This window comes from Pseudomonas fluorescens (genome assembly GCF_001708445.1).
Classification (GTDB): Bacteria; Pseudomonadota; Gammaproteobacteria; order Pseudomonadales; family Pseudomonadaceae; genus Aquipseudomonas; species Aquipseudomonas gorinensis.
This window is the reverse complement of record NZ_CP015637.1, coordinates 6,562,626-6,580,480: the sequence shown is the minus strand read 5'-3', so window position 1 is coordinate 6,580,480 and position 17,855 is coordinate 6,562,626. Positions and strand designations below refer to the sequence as shown.

Here is a 17,855-nt window from a genome sequence, read left to right as displayed (position 1 = left end):
GGCACCCCCGGCATGATCGAACTCGAACAAGAAGATCCTATCCCGCAAGGCGATCTCGCCCTGCAAATCACCGCGCTTCCGCGTGAAACCAACGGTTTCGGCGATATCTTCGGCGGCTGGCTGGTCTCGCAAATGGACCTGGCCGGCACCGCGATGGCAAGTAAAGTCGCCGGCGGTCGTGTCGCCACCGTGGCCATTGATCGCATGGCGTTCCTGGTGCCGGTCGCCGTGGGCGCGCAATTGTCCTTCTATACCCAGGCCCTGGAAATCGGCCGCAGCTCGATCCAGATGATGGTCGAAGTGTGGAGCGATGACCCGCTGTCCAGCGAATGGCGCAAGGTGACCGAGGCGGTATTCGTGTTCGTTGCCATCGATGGCAGTGGCCGCACACGTTCGGTGCCGTCGCGCGCGCGTTAAACCTCGCCGGGTTTTGACGGTCAATTGCCCCATTGCCTGCCATTGAGAGTGCTTTTGTATGCCTACGCCCCACGTTGAAACCGTGAAAGTCGACGAGCTGGACTGCTGGCGCATCCGCCACAACGGTGCGCAACTGATGGTGGCCCAGCAGGGCGCGCACATCATCAGTTACCAACGCGCAGGCGAGCAGCCGCTGATCTGGCCGAACAAGGCCGCCGTGTTCAAGACAGGCAAAGGCATTCGCACGGGTGTGCCGGTGTGCTGGCCGTGGTTTGGCGTGTTCGATCGCAACCCTCAAAGCGTCAAGGCGATGCGCCAGAGTGATACCCCGGCCGGCGCCCACGGTTTTGTGCGCACCGCCCTATGGGCGTTGGCCGGGACCGCACTTGAAGGCACAGGGTTGCGCGTCGACCTGGTGCTGCCAGTGCCCACAGGCGGCTTCCCCGGCTGGCCCCATCAGGTCGACCTGAAGCTGAGCCTGCTGTTGGACGACCAACTGCATATCCGTCTGACCAGCCATAACCGTGGCGACCACACTGTCACGCTCAGCCAGGCGCTGCACACCTACTTCGCCGTCAGCGACGTACGCAACGTGCAGGTCGAAGGCCTGGACGGCTCGGCGTACATCGATACCGCCGATGGCTGGAGCGAGAAGACGCAAACCGGCCTGCTGCAGTTCAGCGCCGAGACCGACCGCATCTACCTCGATACACCCGCGCAACTGAACATCGTCGATAACGACTGGCAGCGCCGCATCCAGCTCACCAGCCAAGGCTCGAAATCCACCGTGATCTGGAACCCCTGGACCGAACGCGCCAAGGCTTTCGACGACATGGCCGACGATGGCTGGCAGGGCATGCTGTGCATCGAGACGGCGAATGTGCTGGATGATGTGGTGGCGTTGGCGCCGGGTGAAAGCCACACGCTGGGCGTGAGCATCACCAGTATCACTTTGTAAACCCAATCAAAATGTGGGAGGGGGCTTGCTCCCGATTGCAGGGGGTCAGTCACTGTCTCTGGTGACTTCATCACCGCTATCGGGGGCAAGCCCCCTCCCACATTGATTTGCAGTGTGGTTTAGAGATCCGACTCCTTCACCACCCGCACCTTGCCCGCATCCAGCGCATACGCCGCATCCGCCAGGTCGTTATTCACCTTCTCCACCTTCAACGTGCCCGTGACCCACAGCGGCGTGTAGATATCATCCAACTTCAAGCCCTTGGGATAGCGCACCAGCACCAACTGGTTAGGTGGCGGTGGCGGCACGTGGATACACGCGCCTGGGTAGGGCACCAGGAAGAACAGCGTACTGCGGCCCTTGGCATCGGTTTCCAACGGGACCGGGTAGCCGCCGATGCGGATGTTCTTGCCGTTCATGGCGGCCACGGTCTTGGTGGAATACATCACCGCCGGCAAGCCTTTGCTCTGCTTCAAGCCACCTTTATCGGTGAAGGTGCCTTGGGCTTCGGGGGAGTTGTGGTCGATCTCGGGCATGGCCTCGAGGGCCTTCTGGTCCGACAGCGGCATCAGGTCGAGCCAGTCGGTTTCCGGCAGTTCGCCGGCGTGTGCCAGGCCAGAGCCCAGCAAGAGAAGAGTCAACAGAAAACGGCGCATGGAAAGGCTCGGCAAGTAACAAGTGCCGAGTATTCTAGCCCTCTGCGCCTGCGCAGCGCAGAGGACTTTGTCGGCTGATCAGTTCTTTTTGATCAGGCCGTAGATCACCAGCAGGATGATTGCGCCGACGAGTGCGCCGATAAAGCCCGCACCTTGGCCCGCCTGGTAGATACCCAGTGCCTGACCACCGTAGGTCGCGGCCAGGGAACCGGCGATACCCAACAGGATGGTCATGATCCAACCCATGCTGTCGTCGCCGGGCTTGAGGAAACGCGCCAGCAGGCCGACGATCAAGCCGATAAAGATGGTTCCGATGATACCCATGGCATTTCCCTCTGAATGAAGTGAGCTATGCCAAAGCCTGGACAGGCTTTGGCATCCTGCAATCAGAGGACGGCAATAGCCGAATGGTTCCCGCCGCCCCCTGTGTTTATTGCTCGGCGATCAGCGCTTCGACCTTGAGGATCTGCGCTTGCAGCGTTGCGCGATCCTTGCAGCGCAGGTTGGCGTGACCGACCTTGCGCCCGGCCTTGAAGGCCTTGCCGTAGTGATGCAGGTGGCAGTCATCGATGGCAACGACGCGCTCGACCGACGGTACGACGCCGATAAAGTTGAGCATCGCGCTCTCGCCCACCTTGGCCGTGGAACCCAGGGGCAAGCCTGCGATAGCACGCAGGTGGTTTTCAAACTGGCTGCACTCGGCGCCTTCGGTGGTCCAGTGCCCGGAGTTGTGTACACGCGGGGCGATTTCGTTGGCCTTGAGGCCACCGTCGACTTCAAAGAACTCGAACGCCATCACACCGACATAATCCAGCTGCTTGAGCACCCGGCTGGAATAGTCTTCGGCCAGGGCCTGCAACGGGTGATCGGTGCTGGCCACGGACAGTTTGAGGATGCCGCTGTCGTGAGTGTTGTGCACCAGCGGGTAAAAGCGGGTTTCGCCATCACGAGCGCGCACGGCGATCAACGACACTTCACCGGTGAAGGGTACGAAGCCTTCCAGCAGACAGGCCACGCTGCCCAGCTCGGCGAAGGTGCCGACCACATCCGCTGGGGTGCGCAGGACTTTCTGGCCCTTACCGTCGTAACCCAGGGTGCGGGTTTTCAGCACAGCCGGCAGGCCGATACTGGCAACGGCGGCGTCCAGGTCCGCCTGGGACTGGATATCGGCGAAGGCCGGGGTTGGAATGCCCAGGTCCTTGAACATGCTCTTCTCGAACCAGCGGTCGCGAGCGATACGCAAGGCTTCGGCGCTCGGGTATACCGGCACGAACTGCGACAGGAACGCCACGGTTTCAGCCGGGACACTTTCGAACTCGAAGGTCACCAGGTCAACTTCGTCCGCCAGCTGGCGCAGGTGATCCGGGTCGCTGTAGTCAGCGCGCAGGTGTTCACCGAGGGCCGCCGCGCAGGCGTCCGGCGCCGGGTCCAGGAAAGCAAAGTTCATCCCCAGCGGGGTTCCCGCCAAGGCCAGCATGCGGCCCAGTTGGCCGCCACCGATTACACCGATTTTCATCGTCAACAACCTCAGGCAATGCGTGGGTCTGGATTGTCCAGCACGCTGTCTGTCTGCTCAGCACGGAATTTTTTCAGCGCAGCGTGGAACTGCGGATGCTTGGCGCCCAGGATGCTGGCAGACAGCAAGGCGGCATTGATCGCGCCGGCCTTGCCGATTGCCAGGGTCGCCACCGGGATGCCGGCCGGCATCTGCACGATGGACAACAGCGAATCCACGCCCGAGAGCATCGACGACTGCACCGGCACGCCGAGCACCGGCAGGTGGGTCTTGGCCGCACACATGCCTGGCAGGTGCGCTGCACCGCCGGCACCGGCGATGATCACCTCAATGCCACGGGATTCTGCTTCATCGGCATACTGGAACAGCAAGTCCGGGGTGCGGTGGGCAGAGACCACTTTCACTTCATACGGAATGCCGAGTTTTTCCAGCATATCGGCGGTGTGGCTAAGGGTGGACCAATCGGACTTGGAGCCCATGATCACGCCAACCAATGCACTCATCGTCGTGCCTCTTCTCTCTGGGCGCCCGCAGGCGCGTCAAAAAACAACAAGCCACGCGGGAAATCCGGCGTGGCTTGTTGTACGAAATTTGGCCGGTTGGACCGGCCGAAGGCCGCGCAGTATACCGTAATAACGCAGATAAACAGCCCCTGGGATGACCATCTGTCTAGCCGTGCAAACCGGCGGCTTTATTGACTTTCAAGTCAGCCAGATCACCACAAAACCCTGTGGGAGGGGCTACACCCCGATAGCAGTGTAGTAGTGACATATTCAGTGCCTGACACACCGTAATCGGGGGCAAGTCCCCCTTCCACATTTGCCCTGCATTCGGCCCGAGATTGGGCTCAGGTGTTCTGCGCCGCCCCACCTTCCAACTTACGCCACAACAACCGCACATTCGCCTTACGCACCAACGCACAGCGATACAGCCGAATTTCCAGCGGCACATGCCATTGCGGCCCGCCGCACACCACCAATTCACCGCGCGCCAGTTCGGCACGCACACTCAATTGCGGCACCCAGGCAATACCCAGGCCTTCCAGGGCCATGCTCTTGAGGCTGTCGGCCATGGCCGTTTCGTAAACCGTGGTAAAACGCAGGGCGCGTTGACGTAACAGCAAATGCACCGAACGGCCGAGGAACGCGCCAGCACTGTAGGCCAGCAACGGCACGCTGCCCTCGCCTTCCAGGTCGAACAGCGGCTTGCCCTCGGCGTCGGCCGCGCACACCGGGAGCATTTCGGTGTTGCCCAGGTGCAGCGACGGGAAGATCTCGGCGTCCATCTGCATCGCCGCATCCGGGTCATAGAACGCCAGCATCAGGTCGCAACCACCTTCGCGCAGGGCGTGTACGGCGTCGCCGACGTTGGTGGCCACCAGCCGCGTGGCGATGTTCAGACCTTCATTGCGCAGTTGTGCGATCCAGCGCGGGAAGAAGCCCAATGCCAGGGAGTGGGCAGCGGCCACTTGCATGACCTCACCCTGCCCGCCTTCCAGGTGATGCAAATGGCGCAGCACTTCACCGAGTTGTTCGACCACGGTGCGCGCGGTGACCAGGAACAGTTGCCCGGCCGCCGTCAGCTCAACCGGCGTGCGCGAGCGGTTGACCAGGGTCAGGCCCAGTGCGGCCTCAAGGCTGCGAATACGTCGGCTGAACGCTGGCTGGGTGACAAACCGTCGCTCCGCCGCCTGGGAAAAGCTGCGAGTCGCCGCCAAGGCGCTGAAGTCTTCCAGCCATTTGCTCTCAAGGTTCATCACTGCCTCCCACGGATACGCACCATTTTGGCACACACGCCCGTCATGATAGCCGGGTCACACCTGCATTATGCCGTTTATGCATAGGCCAGTGTTTAACAGCATTGGCCCAAAATTTCCTACAGGCCTAGCATTCGCAGCGTTCCGGCCTGTTCCGGGTCCATATCGAGATGATTTCCGTCATGTCCTCCGCTGCATCATTCCGCACAGAAAAAGACCTGCTTGGCGTACTCGAAGTACCCGCTCAAGCGTATTACGGCATCCAGACCCTGCGAGCGGTGAATAACTTCCGCCTCTCGGGCGTTCCGATTTCGCATTACCCGAAATTGGTGGTCGGCCTGGCAATGGTCAAGCAAGCTGCCGCTGACGCCAACCGTGAGTTGGGCCAGCTCAGCGAAGCCAAGCACGCCGCTATCAGCGAAGCCTGTGCCCGTCTGATCCGCGGCGATTTCCACGAAGAATTCGTGGTGGACATGATTCAAGGCGGCGCCGGCACTTCAACCAACATGAATGCCAACGAAGTCATCGCCAACATCGCACTGGAGGCCATGGGCCACCAGAAGGGCGAGTACCAGTACCTGCACCCCAACAACGACGTGAACATGGCTCAGTCGACCAACGACGCCTACCCCACCGCGATCCGCCTGGGTCTGCTGTTGGGCCATGACGCGCTGCTGGCCAGCCTCGACAGCCTGATCCAGGCGTTCGCCGCCAAAGGCGTCGAATTCAGCCACGTACTGAAAATGGGCCGCACCCAACTGCAAGACGCCGTGCCGATGACCCTCGGCCAGGAATTCCGCGCGTTCGCCACCACCCTCGGTGAAGACCTGGCCCGCCTGAAAACCCTGGCGCCAGAGCTGCTGACTGAAGTGAACCTGGGCGGCACCGCCATCGGCACCGGCATCAACGCCGACCCGCGCTACCAGGCCCTGGCCGTACAACGCCTGGCCGTTATCAGCGGCCAGCCCGTGGTCCCGGCTGCCGACCTGATCGAAGCCACCTCCGACATGGGCGCCTTCGTGCTGTTCTCCGGCATGCTCAAGCGTACCGCTGTGAAGCTGTCGAAGATCTGCAACGACCTGCGCCTGCTGTCCAGCGGCCCACGCACCGGTATCAACGAGATCAACCTGCCGGCGCGCCAGCCAGGCAGCTCGATCATGCCCGGCAAGGTCAACCCGGTGATCCCGGAAGCGGTCAACCAAGTGGCGTTCCAAGTCATCGGTAACGACCTGGCCCTGACCATGGCGGCCGAAGGTGGCCAACTGCAGTTGAACGTGATGGAGCCACTGATCGCCTTCAAGATCTTCGACTCCATCCGCCTGCTGCAACGCGCCATGGACATGCTGCGCGAACACTGCATCGTCGGCATCACCGCCAACGAAGCCCGCTGCCGCGAGCTGGTGGAGCACTCCATCGGCCTGGTCACCGCGCTGAACCCGTACATCGGCTATGAAAACGCCACCCGCATCGCGCGTATCGCCCTCGAAAGCGGCCGCGGCGTGCTGGAACTGGTGCGCGAAGAAGGCTTGCTCGACGACGCCATGCTCGACGACATCCTGCGCCCCGAAAACATGATCGCTCCACGTTTGGTCCCGTTGAAGGCCTAAGCGTTTGTTGCACCGCTCACCAGGTTGAGGGACTAGACACCTCTCACCTTTTGAGGGCCTGAAGGCTCGTTCTTCAGGCCCTTTTTTTTGCCTCAAGGTTGTGAAATGACGCCCATAAAAATTCCAACATCGCCCCTACCCGACACCCCTTGGCTGAAACCTTTAATCAGTCCGAGCAGACGGATCACGTTCGCCTAGGTATAGTGCCGCCCCTCTTCGCGCCAGCGGCCGTCGGCAACGAGGCCCGGACACGCGCGAAACCGCATGAATAACAACACCCGCAAAAGGATGGGTCGAACCGTCGCGCACTGCCTGGTGCTATGCGAGGGGTAGGACCGTCCTGCGTTTGCCATTAGAAAAATCAGCGAGGAACACTCCATGCTCGAAGTCATCAACGACTTCCTCTCAGGGAAAGTACTGATCGTGCTCATTGTCGGGCTCGGCGGTTATTTCACGATCCGCTCGCGTTTCGTCCAGTTGCGTCACTTTTTCCACATGTTTTCGGTGTTTCGCGACAGCCTGAAAAACAGCTCCGACCAGCTCAGTTCGTTCCAGGCGCTGATGCTCAGCCTCGCCGGCCGTGTGGGTGCCGGTAACATCGCAGGTGTCGGCATTGCCGTGACCCTGGGTGGCCCGGGTGCCGTGTTCTGGATGTGGGTCACCGCGCTGGTGGGCATGTCTTCGAGCTTTATCGAGTGCTCCCTCGGCCAGCTGTACAAGCGCACTGACGCTGAAGGCACCTACCGTGGCGGCCCGGCCTATTACATCCAGCACGGCCTGCACAAACGCTGGTTGGGTATGGTCATGGCGTTCCTGCTGCTGGTGACCTTCGGCTTTGCGTTCAACGGCCTGCAAGCCCATGCCGTGACCCACTCGCTGAACAACGCCTTTGGCCTGGATACCACCTACACCGGCCTGGCCCTCGCAGTCCTGCTGGGCCTGGTGTTCATCGGCGGGATCAAGCGCATCGCGTCGATTGCCGACCTGCTGGTACCGGTCAAGACCCTGGTGTACATCGCCGTGACCCTGTATGTGATCGTGCTGCAATTCGACCACGTGCCGGCCATGCTCGCGACCATCGTCAAGAGCGCCTTCGGCCTCGACCAAGCCTTCGGTGGCCTGGTGGGCAGCGCGATCATCATGGGTGTGAAGCGCGGCGTGTTCGCCAACGAAGCCGGACTGGGCAGTGCGCCGAACGTGGCAGCGGTCGCGTCGGTGGAACATCCGATCGCCCAAGGCGTGGTGCAAGCGTTCAGCGTGTTCCTCGACACCTTCGTGATCTGCACCTGCACCGCATTGCTGATTCTGCTCTCCGGCTTCTACACCCCAGGCTTTGAAGGCGACGGCATTGCCCTGACCCAGAACTCCCTGGCGGCTGTAGTGGGTGACTGGGGCCGCATGTTTATCTCGGTGGCCCTGGCGTTGTTCGTGTTCACCTCGATCATGTACAACTACTACCTGGGCGAGAGCAACCTGCGCTTCCTGGTGGGTAACAACCGCAAGGTGCTGATGGGCTACCGCGCGCTGGTGCTGGTGCTGATTTTCTGGGGCTCGATCGAGAACCTGAGCACCGTGTTCGCCTTCGCCGACATCACCATGACCCTGCTGGCGTTCGTCAACCTGTTCGCCCTGGCGTTCCTGTTCAAGATTGCCATGCGCATCCTGAATGACTACGACAACCAGCGCGCGGCAGGCATCAAGACCCCGGTGTTCGACTCCAGCCAGTTCCCTGACCTGGACCTGGACCGCAAGGCCTGGCCGGCCAACCCGGTAAAGCCGCAAGCGGCCCCGGCAGCTGAGCTGAACGCTCAAGTGCAACGCTGAGCCCAGGTAGATAGATGACACGCCGCCCGGCCTTGGGCATGCTCTGGGCCCGGCGGCGTTTTTCGTTCAGGAGAAAACTCATGTCCCCATCCCACAACATCATGGTGCTCTACACCGGTGGCACCATCGGCATGCAGGCCAGCGCCAACGGCCTGGCGCCCGCGTCCGGTTTCGAAGCGCGCATGCGCGAACAACTTGCCAACCAGCCATTGCCCGCCTGGCGCTTTCGGGAAATGTCGCCGCTGATCGACAGCGCCAACATGACCCCCGCCTACTGGCAGCACCTGCGCACCGCCGTGGTCGAGGCCGTGGACGAGGGTTGCGACGCGGTACTGATCCTGCACGGCACCGACACCCTGGCCTACAGCGCGGCCGCCATGAGTTTTCAATTGCTGGGCCTGCCCGCGCCGGTCGTGTTCACCGGTTCCATGCTGCCTGCCGGGGTACCCGACAGCGATGCCTGGGAAAACGTCAGCGGTGCCTTGCAGGCGCTGGGCGAAGGCCTGGCACCGGGTGTGCAACTGTACTTCCACGGTGCGCTGATGGCGCCGACCCGTTGCGCGAAGATCCGCAGCTTTGGTCGCCATCCGTTTGCGGCCTTGCAGCGTAATGGTGGCGTCGCCCAGGCCGAAATGATCCCGGCCGCCCTGCATTACCGCCAACCCAAGGCCATCGCGAATGTGGGCGTGCTGCCATTGGTGCCAGGTATCGCCGCCGGGCAACTGGATGCACTGGTCGACAGCGGCCTTCAGGCGCTGGTGCTGGAATGCTTTGGCAGCGGCACGGGACCGAGTGATAACCCTGCGTTCCTCGCCAGCCTCAAGCGGGCGCAAGACCTGGACGTGGTCGTGGTTGCAATCACCCAATGCCACGAAGGCGGCGTTGAACTGGACGTGTACGAGGCCGGCAGCCGGTTGCGCGGTGCAGGTGTGCTTTCCGGCGGTGGCATGACCCGCGAAGCCGTCTTCGGCAAGCTCCACGCGCTGCTCGGTGCAGGGCTTGCAACGGATGACGTCCGACACCTGGTGGAGCTTGACCTGTGCGGTGAGCTGGCCTGAGCTGCGCTGTAAACCTGAGTAAAAACACCGGCCCACTACATAGTTAGCCTCATGCCTGCCTTGCGCCTTTCTAGCATGCCGAAGCTGTTCTTTCGGCAGCATTCATGAAACGGCAAGGCAGGACCCCATGAGCCAACTACCTTCTACCGCTCCTCACAGCCCCACTGATTCGCTGATCACTCAGCTCTGCGTAGGCCCCGCCTTCAGGGAAGCCGCCGGCGTGCTGTTGCGCCGATCACTGCAAGAGCTTTACCCGGACCTGCATATCGATCCCGATGTTGCCACGGTCGTCACACCGGTAGCCGAGCTCGTTGACGACGAGATCGTCGTCGGCGCTCCGACGCAACAGCATCTCACCGATATTCTCGCCAACCAGGCGGTCTCGGGCATTCCGACGTTGTTCACTGAGGGCCAGCATTACCTCATTCAGCCAAAAAACACGCATTCCCCCCGCCATCTCCCCGTGCGTATCGCTCAAATAGCGCAGTTGATCAACGTGCTCGCGCCCGTGATGAAGACGGCGTATCAAGAACTTCAAGTGGACTTCTGGAACTCAACCAATGGAACCTCCGGCCCACACTGGCAGGTGCTGTCCAACACATTGCGATCAATCTGGAATGTCACTGCCGTCGAAGACTGGAACGCGCAGGAATGCGCGATGGCCCGCAATCTGTTCATGTCGCCGGAGCACAAGCTCCGTCAAGCCAAGGACCCCTATGCCAGCCGGGCCTACCTGATAGATGTCGACAGGGTGGACGGCGAAACCGTCAAACACCTGGCCATGCTGTCAATGGCCGTGCTGATCGGCAGCCACGCAGGGAAGCCGATGATCCTCATGTACTCACTGCTCAACGGCTACGAAAAGTTCACCTCGCTGGAGCAACTGGGACGCAGCTTACCCAGTCACTTGCCCTCCCCAGCCCCCACGAACATACAGTGGCGACTGTTCGAGCCCGATGGCCACTTTTTTGACCACCAGGCCTGCGCGTTGATTGCCCAGCAGATCGCGTTCATCGGGCAGCTCGACCTTGGGCAACTGCGTCGCGTCGACCCCACCGAGTCCTCACTCAACGTCCCGGCCGCCGCTGAAGAACTGGCCGGTGATAAACACCCCGACCTGGCACGCTTACGTCACCTGCTACCCGATTGGCTGAAAGTCGCCTCCACCAGCGACTTGGATCTCTATGCGCGCCACCTGAAAGACCTCGCCGCCCTGCACAGCCTGAATGCTGGCAAGTCTTTTCAAGACGACATCCCTCCCATTCAGGAATACGCACTGACCAAGCTGCGCGCAGAAATGCTCAAGGAACACAGCGATGCCGCGAACCTGCGCCTGGATAGAGTCGAGATCCGGGTGCAAAGCCCCGTGGTCTGGGGCAGTTTTACCCTTCCAGGCAAGGTCGACGTCACAACCTTCAGCCTTGCCGAACTTGCCCTGCAAAGCCTGATCAGCCTGCCGGTCGGTAACAAAAGCATTCACTTGGATAGCGACAGCAATGCCTTACCGGCCTGGATGACCGTAGCGTACGTCGAGGCCCTGATTCGCAAGGTGGACATCGGTCAACAGTACCCCGCCCTGGTCAAACAGAAACTGCTCGACAACCCGCTGGAGTCCGCGCGCAGGCAATACCTGTACAGCAACCATTTGCGTATCCAACTGCCGCTCCTGGCATTGCAGTTCAAGATCCGTCAGGAAAATGGGATTGACGAGTTGGGGTATCGCTACATCGTCGCCGTATTGAATAAAGAGGTGTCAAACCGTCAGGTCGACGGTCAGACCATTGTCCTGCGCCCCCTGGCTTTCATTCCGAAACACCGTGACAACGCCACGCAAGACACGGTCGCCAATATGTATGTGATTGGCCCGCAGGACCCGGACACCGGCCCTTGCCTGTTGTACCGTCCGATGCTGGAGCCGCAGTTGATGCAATACCCGTCACCGGCCAACCTGCTGTATGCGATCCGCCAATCCCAAGCGTTGCGCGACTCAGTATTGGCCTGGCTGCCCGACGGTGTGCGCAGCGACTATGCCCGCTACGCCTTTCCCGGCGAACTGCCGTCGCCCTGGGCCGCCGTCGAGCTTCTCGTAGACCCTGCGAAGCTGCTGCTGATGAACGGGCCCATGGGCCTGGGCCACCAGACGCTCAACGACCACCTGGCCGGCCAATTGTACAAAGCCAACGCCAATGCGCTGGTTACATTGGCAGACCGTCAATCGGTTTCAAATGCAGAAGCCCGCTGGGCATCGTTCAAGCAGGCCAGCTGGCTGGCGTTCACTGCCGTACTGCCTTTTTTGGGGCGAACCGTAAACGCCGCGGCCTGGATCTGGCAGATCCTCGACCAACTGCAAGAGGCCGTCGACGCGGATAAAAAGCAAGACAAAGCGGCCGAATGGTCGGCCCTGACAGGCCTGTTCCTCAACCTGGGCATGGCGTTGACCCTGCATATTGCCAGCCGCAACGCCCCGTCAGGCAGCGCTTTGGCAGTCGAAGAACCGGTAGAGCAAACGCAACAAACGGCCACCGCAAAACCCACGGTGATCAAACAACTGACCGACATCAGTTCGCCTGCCCTGCCCAGCGATCATCCCCACGTGCTGCATACCCTCGGCGCGATCAACCGTACTACCACCGACCTGGGCAAGCTGCTGGACAGTTTCAAAGTCGAAAAACCAGCGGTGCAAAACCCGGCCTCATCACGTAGGGGCCCTCAACGATACCTCTACCCGTTGCGCAGTAAGTGGTACGCACCGGTGGGCCAACGCTGGTTTGAAGTCACGGTCGACGAAAATGACGAGGTGCAGATCATCGATCCCCAGCAACCCACTCGCTCTGGCCCCTTTGTGATCGGCAACCTCAAGGGGGAGTGGTTCATCGACACCCGCTTGCGTCTGCGCGGAGGCGGCTCCAAGAGCCAGGAAAGAAAAGCCCGGGCACTGGCCGAGCGTCAAGTGAACCAGATGCGCAACCAACTCACGACTTTCGAGCAACGCAAACAAGCTGCGCAAGAGGAGCTGCAACGTGCACTGCAAGCCATGCTCGACGCTCCCGCAGCCACAGCCCAGGCCAAGCGCAACGCCTACCTCGGACTGCTGGACAGTCAATGCGCGAACTATGAAACAGCCCTGCAAGACCTCAAGACCTTGAATGTTTTTGCACCGACACCAGACTTCCAGTTTCGCGCCATCGGGTACATCAAAGCTCAGTTGAGTTTGAGCCAGGCGGGCCTCACTGAAATACTGAAAACCTTCGCCCCCAAGCTCAAGACAACGCTGGAGCAGATCGAGCGCCAGGCCAAAGCCCCGCAAGAGCGGGATATCCCCCAGTCCAACGAAATGACTGAAATGTTGGGGAGAATGATTCAATGCATGGATTACTTCGAATCACGATTCACCCAACTGCGCGATCTTTCAAGCGAAGGGTTACGCTTGATACAAAGCACCAAAAGCCTGCTGCCCAGTTACCGCAGCGATGACCTCAAGGCGTTACAGGTGTCCCTTGCCCGCAATCTCTGCCTGCGTGAAGACACCATACTGAGCGAACCCCAGGCGTGGCTGGCCATCGACCAGATTGTCGACGCCTGCGACATCGCCATCCAGGCCCTGCGCGATACATTGCGCGAGCGCAGTGACAGGCGGATCGACGAGCAGATCGAAACACTGAGCAGCCTGATCGAACAGTTCACGCTGCTGGACGAACGCCTGCGAGACTTTCCCACTGAATTCCCCGACATTTCCCAGGCGCAAGCATTGACTCGCTTGCGCGACCAACTCAGCGGGTACACCAAACAGACCACGACTCAGCTGGCGCTGCTGGCCGCCAGCCGCAGCACCCTGCGATCCACCCCCCGTCCGCCGTCCACGCCCCCACTCCCACAGAAAAAGTTCATCAGAACTCGCTACCACGGCATGGTGGTCGGCGAACCGCAGTTGTCTGCAACGGGCCAGGAAACCGGGCTGGTGGATGTCCGTTCACCCCTGTCCAATACCGTGGTGGCCACGTTTCACGAAAAATCAGACGGCTTTTGGGTCCAGCGGGCCAAGGCCGTAAAAACGGTCAACCTGCCCATCGACCTGCAAGCCAGTGTGACCACGGGCAACACCCTGCTCACTGGGTTGACAGCCTTCAAACAGCGAATCACCGAGCTGGCCAATCAAGCCCAACGCACGCCCATCGGCATCGAGTACCTCTACCATCAACACGCCCATCGCCTGGAGCAGGCCAGCCGCGACATCGAGCAAGCACTGACCCAGAAAAACCTTGCCCAGGGCGACGTCACCCTGGCCAGCAGCGTCAAGAAATCCCTCGCCGAGGCTACCGCCACGCTGTATCAGCAATCCATAGAAAACGTGCTGAGAATGACCAAGCAGCACCCGCCCACGCCTTCCGGCGTGCAATGGCTCAAGGATCGCAACGCCATCAGTATCAAAAAAACAATCAACCGACGCCGCATAAAATCCGCCACTCCGGACTACCTGGACGAGTACTCCATCACCGATCGCAGCACCCATAAGGTGCTCTGGTATGCGCATTTCCACTATTCGGCCGACTGGACCACCCTCAGGTCGTTTCTCAGTGCGCGCCTCAAGACACCCCAGGAGCAAAGCCTTGGCGCTACAGCCGACACCATCAGGCGCCTGAGCAGCGCACAACGCGTGGCCTTCCACCGCAGCGAGATCAACGAGAGCCAGGCTCAAACACTGTTTTTCAACTTGACCTGATGCACGGGCGACGGCACACAACTTGCTCTTTCACCGCACCTGCCACGTTGGAGCCGTCGATGCTGCACGCTCATCTCACCACCCTCAACGCGGTGTCGCTGGTGCTCAACACCTTCAAGGCCGAAGGCCAGGACAGCGAGGCGTTGCTTGCGGGCAGCGGCATCTGTGCGGCGGACTTGAGCCGTGCCGACACGCGCATCACCACCAATCAGGAAATGCGCGTGTGCGCCAACGCCGTGGCCCTGCGTCGCGATGTCGGCCTGGAGCTGGGCCGCCAGATGCATGTGTCGGCCTACGGCATGCTGGGTTACGCGCTGCTCACCAGTGCCACCTTCGGTGACGCTTTGCGCCTGGCGCTGCGTTATCCAGCGCTGTTGGGAACACTGTTCGAGCTGAGCCTTGAAGAAGAGGGCGAGCGCATCTGGTTCACTGCCAGTGGCTACCGGGAAAACCCGACGCTGGAGACGTTCAACGTCGAACTGTGCCTGGCGTCGCTGAAAGTGATCTGCGACGACCTGCTCGGCCAGCCCCTGCCGCTGCTCGCCGCACGCTTCGAACATGACGCCCCGGACTACCGCGCGCGCTATGCGGAACGTTTCCCCTGCCCGCTGCAATTCCAGGCCACCGCCAATGCTTTCGCATTCGACAGGCACTGGCTCGAACAGCCGCTGCCCCTGGCTGACGCGATTACCCACCAGGCCATGGCCGAACGCTGCCGCAAACACAACCTGGAGTTCACCGGGCGCCAGGCTTGGCTGGGCAGGATTCGCCAACTGCTCACCACTCAGCTCCACGCCGCGCCCGGCGTGGAGGGCTTGGCCACGCAAATGAACTGTTCAGCGCGAACCTTGCGCCGGCACTTGCATGACCTGGGTTGCAGCTACCAGGACCTGCTCGACGAGTTGCGCTTCGAGCGTGCCAAGCAACTGTTGGCGCAAGACCAATGGCCGATCTACCGGATTGCCGAGGCGCTGGGCTTCAGCGAGACGGCCAGCTTCCGGCACGCATTTGTGCGCTGGAGCGGCGTGGCGCCGAGCCAATTTCGCGCATGACGCCCCACGGAGGGGCGAATTGCGGACAGATAATTTGGCCGTATTTATCCCCTTTTGGCCGCTCCTGCCGTTCTCATAAACCGCCTCCGCCGCAAGACTGCATGCACCGACACAGCCTGCGGAGAACAACAAATGCTGACGATCTACTCGGACGATCACCACCTGCACCACGGCCGTTGTGAACTGATGGACGGGCAACTGATGCCCTGCTTCGAGATGCCTTCGCGTGCCGACCACGTGCTGCAACGGGTCAAAGACCGCGAACTGGGCCCGGTCCACGGGCCGCGGGACTTCGGCCTGGCGCCGCTGCAACGGGTCCACAGCCACGCCTACCTCGACTTCTTCCAGGGGGCCTGGCAACGCTGGACCGAATTCGGCCAGGACGGCGACCTGTTGCCCTACACCTGGCCCGCCCGCACCCTGCGCCGGGTATTGCCCGCCAGCCTGCACGGCCAGCTCGGCTACTACAGCTTCGACGGCGGCGCGCCGATTACCGCCGGCACCTGGCAAGCCGCCTACAGCGCGGCGCAAGTCGCCCTCACGGCCCAGGCTGCCATCCAACAAGGCGCCCACAGTGCCTTCGCCCTGTGCCGCCCGCCGGGGCACCATGCCGCCAGCGACTTGATGGGCGGCTACTGCTACCTCAACAATGCCGCCATTGCCGCCCAAGCCTTCCTCGATCAAGGCTGCAAGCGCGTCGCGATCCTCGATGTGGATTACCACCACGGCAACGGCACCCAGTCGATTTTCTATGAACGCAGCGATGTGCTGTTCACCTCGATCCACGGCCACCCCGAAGCGGAGTTTCCGTTTTTCCTCGGCTATGCCGATGAACTGGGCGAAGGCGCAGGCACTGGCTTCAACTTCAACTACCCCTTGCCGGCCGGTTCAGGCTGGGAACGCTGGAGCGCTGCCCTTGAAGAGGCTTGCACAGAAATTGAGCGCTATGGCGCCGACATCGTTGTCGTTTCGCTGGGGGTGGACACGTTCAAGCACGACCCCATCTCGCAATTCAAACTCGACAGCCCGGACTACCTGGCGATGGGCGCGCGCATTGCGCACTTGGGCAAGCCGACGCTGTTCGTGATGGAAGGCGGCTACGCCGTCGAAGAAATCGGCATCAATGCCGTCAACGTTCTCGAAGGTTTTGAGGGGGCTGCCCAATGAAGATGCTCAAGTCACTCGTGCTGTGCGCCGCCGTTATCAGCGGCATGGTCCACGCTGAAGAAAAAACCCTGCGAGTCTACAACTGGTTCGACTACATCACGCCCAAGGCACTGGAAGACTTCAAGGCACAGAACCCCAACCTCAAGCTGGTGTACGACATCTTCGACACCAACGAAGCCCTGGAAGCCAAGCTGCTCACCGGCAACTCCGGGTATGACGTGGTGGTGCCGTCCAATGTGTTCCTGGCCAAGCAGATCGAAGCCGGGGTGTTCCAGCCACTGGACCGCAGCCAACTGCCGAACTGGAACCACCTCGATCCCAAGCTGATGAAGCTGATCGAGGCCAATGACCCCGGCAATAAATTCGCCGTGCCCTATATGTACGGCACCATCCTGATCGGCTTCAACCCGGACAAGGTCAAGGCCGCGCTGGGCGCCGATGCGCCGGTGGACAGCTGGGACCTGATCTTCAAGGAAGAGAACATCAGCAAGCTCAAACAATGCGGCGTCGCACTGCTCGACTCGCCGTCCGAGATCCTGCCGCTGGCCCTGCAGCACCTGGGCCTGGATCCCAACAGCCGCAACCCCAAGGACTATGACAAAGCCGAAGCGCTGCTGCTGAAGATCCGTCCCTACATCACCTACTTCCACTCCTCCAAATACATGGCGGATATCGCCAATGGAGACATCTGCGTGGCCGTCGGTTATTCCGGCAGCTTCTCCCAGGCTGCCAACCGCGCCAAGGAAGCCAAGAACGGCGTGACCGTTGACATGCGCCTGCCCAAGGAAGGGGCACCGATCTGGTTCGACATGCTCGCCATTCCCAAAGGGGCGAAGAACCCGCAAGACGCCTACACCTTTATCAACTACCTGTTGCAACCGCAGGTGATCGCGCCGATCAGCGATTTTGTCGGCTACCCCAACCCCAACAAGGACGCCACCGAACAGGTCGACCCCTCGATTCGCAACAACCCCAACCTGTACCCGACTGAGGCGGCGATGGCCACGCTCTATACGCTCAAGCCGCTGGGGCGTGACGCCGAACGCGCCCGCACGCGGGCCTGGACCAAGATCAAGTCCGGGACATAACGCAGGCATCGGAGGGCAATGCAAAGGGGTGGTAAG

Annotated in this window: 14 protein-coding genes; 9 read left to right on the top strand and 5 right to left on the bottom strand. The window is 61.2% G+C overall.

Annotation, left to right across the window (positions count from 1 at the left end; translation table 11 throughout):
* The first annotated feature begins 12 nt into the window (after window positions 1-12).
* Window positions 13-417: an acyl-CoA thioesterase gene (locus A7317_RS29475; RefSeq protein WP_010566936.1), complete on the top strand. Its 405-nt coding sequence runs from the start codon at window positions 13-15 to the stop codon at window positions 415-417.
* A 58-nt stretch (window positions 418-475) separates the two neighbouring features.
* Window positions 476-1,375 carry a D-hexose-6-phosphate mutarotase gene (locus tag A7317_RS29470; protein ID WP_024078156.1) on the top strand — a complete coding sequence of 300 codons (900 nt, stop codon included), beginning with the start codon at window positions 476-478 and terminating at the stop codon, window positions 1,373-1,375.
* 119 nt (window positions 1,376-1,494) lie between these two features.
* Here A7317_RS29470 and A7317_RS29465 read toward each other — a convergent pair whose 3' ends face one another.
* The 5 genes from A7317_RS29465 to A7317_RS29445 all read right to left on the bottom strand — a co-directional run bounded on the left by A7317_RS29465 (window position 1,495) and on the right by A7317_RS29445 (window position 5,303).
* Window positions 1,495-2,031 (bottom strand): DUF3299 domain-containing protein, encoded by a 537-nt coding sequence (locus A7317_RS29465; protein ID WP_041161056.1) that lies wholly within the window; start codon window positions 2,029-2,031, stop codon window positions 1,495-1,497.
* A gap of 78 nt (window positions 2,032-2,109) precedes the next feature.
* A complete protein-coding gene (locus A7317_RS29460; protein WP_024078158.1) occupies window positions 2,110-2,355 on the bottom strand; it encodes a GlsB/YeaQ/YmgE family stress response membrane protein in 246 nt (81 codons plus the stop codon).
* Between the two features lie 106 nt (window positions 2,356-2,461).
* On the bottom strand, window positions 2,462-3,547 hold the full coding sequence (locus tag A7317_RS29455; protein ID WP_069077341.1) for a 5-(carboxyamino)imidazole ribonucleotide synthase: 1,086 nt from the start codon (window positions 3,545-3,547) through the stop codon (window positions 2,462-2,464).
* An 11-nt stretch (window positions 3,548-3,558) separates the two neighbouring features.
* Entirely contained in the window at window positions 3,559-4,050 is a 492-nt protein-coding gene (gene purE, locus A7317_RS29450) for a 5-(carboxyamino)imidazole ribonucleotide mutase (protein ID WP_003213411.1), read from the bottom strand.
* 344 nt (window positions 4,051-4,394) lie between these two features.
* Window positions 4,395-5,303, bottom strand: a complete 909-nt coding sequence (locus tag A7317_RS29445) for a LysR substrate-binding domain-containing protein (RefSeq protein WP_024078160.1) — start codon at window positions 5,301-5,303, stop codon at window positions 4,395-4,397.
* A gap of 182 nt (window positions 5,304-5,485) precedes the next feature.
* On the opposite strand from A7317_RS29445, the gene aspA reads away from it, so the two are divergent.
* The 7 genes from aspA to A7317_RS29410 all read left to right on the top strand — a co-directional run bounded on the left by aspA (window position 5,486) and on the right by A7317_RS29410 (window position 17,819).
* Window positions 5,486-6,910: an aspartate ammonia-lyase gene (gene aspA, locus A7317_RS29440; protein WP_041161057.1), complete on the top strand. Its 1,425-nt coding sequence runs from the start codon at window positions 5,486-5,488 to the stop codon at window positions 6,908-6,910.
* A 378-nt stretch (window positions 6,911-7,288) separates the two neighbouring features.
* Window positions 7,289-8,734, top strand: a complete 1,446-nt coding sequence (locus A7317_RS29435; protein WP_069077340.1) for an alanine/glycine:cation symporter family protein — start codon at window positions 7,289-7,291, stop codon at window positions 8,732-8,734.
* Between the two features lie 80 nt (window positions 8,735-8,814).
* Complete coding sequence (locus A7317_RS29430) at window positions 8,815-9,792, top strand: asparaginase (protein ID WP_024078163.1); 978 nt, start codon at window positions 8,815-8,817, stop codon at window positions 9,790-9,792.
* A 127-nt stretch (window positions 9,793-9,919) separates the two neighbouring features.
* Window positions 9,920-14,512, top strand: a complete 4,593-nt coding sequence (locus tag A7317_RS29425; protein ID WP_069077339.1) for a dermonecrotic toxin domain-containing protein — start codon at window positions 9,920-9,922, stop codon at window positions 14,510-14,512.
* A 59-nt stretch (window positions 14,513-14,571) separates the two neighbouring features.
* On the top strand, window positions 14,572-15,564 hold the full coding sequence (locus A7317_RS29420) for an AraC family transcriptional regulator (RefSeq protein ID WP_069077338.1): 993 nt from the start codon (window positions 14,572-14,574) through the stop codon (window positions 15,562-15,564).
* Between the two features lie 132 nt (window positions 15,565-15,696).
* Window positions 15,697-16,731, top strand: a complete 1,035-nt coding sequence (locus A7317_RS29415; protein ID WP_024078166.1) for a histone deacetylase family protein — start codon at window positions 15,697-15,699, stop codon at window positions 16,729-16,731.
* Window positions 16,728-17,819, top strand: coding sequence for a polyamine ABC transporter substrate-binding protein (locus tag A7317_RS29410; RefSeq protein WP_024078167.1), 1,092 nt, complete (start codon window positions 16,728-16,730; stop codon window positions 17,817-17,819). The genes A7317_RS29415 and A7317_RS29410 overlap by 4 nt, the downstream gene beginning before the upstream one ends.
* Window positions 17,820-17,855: the final 36 nt, after the last annotated feature.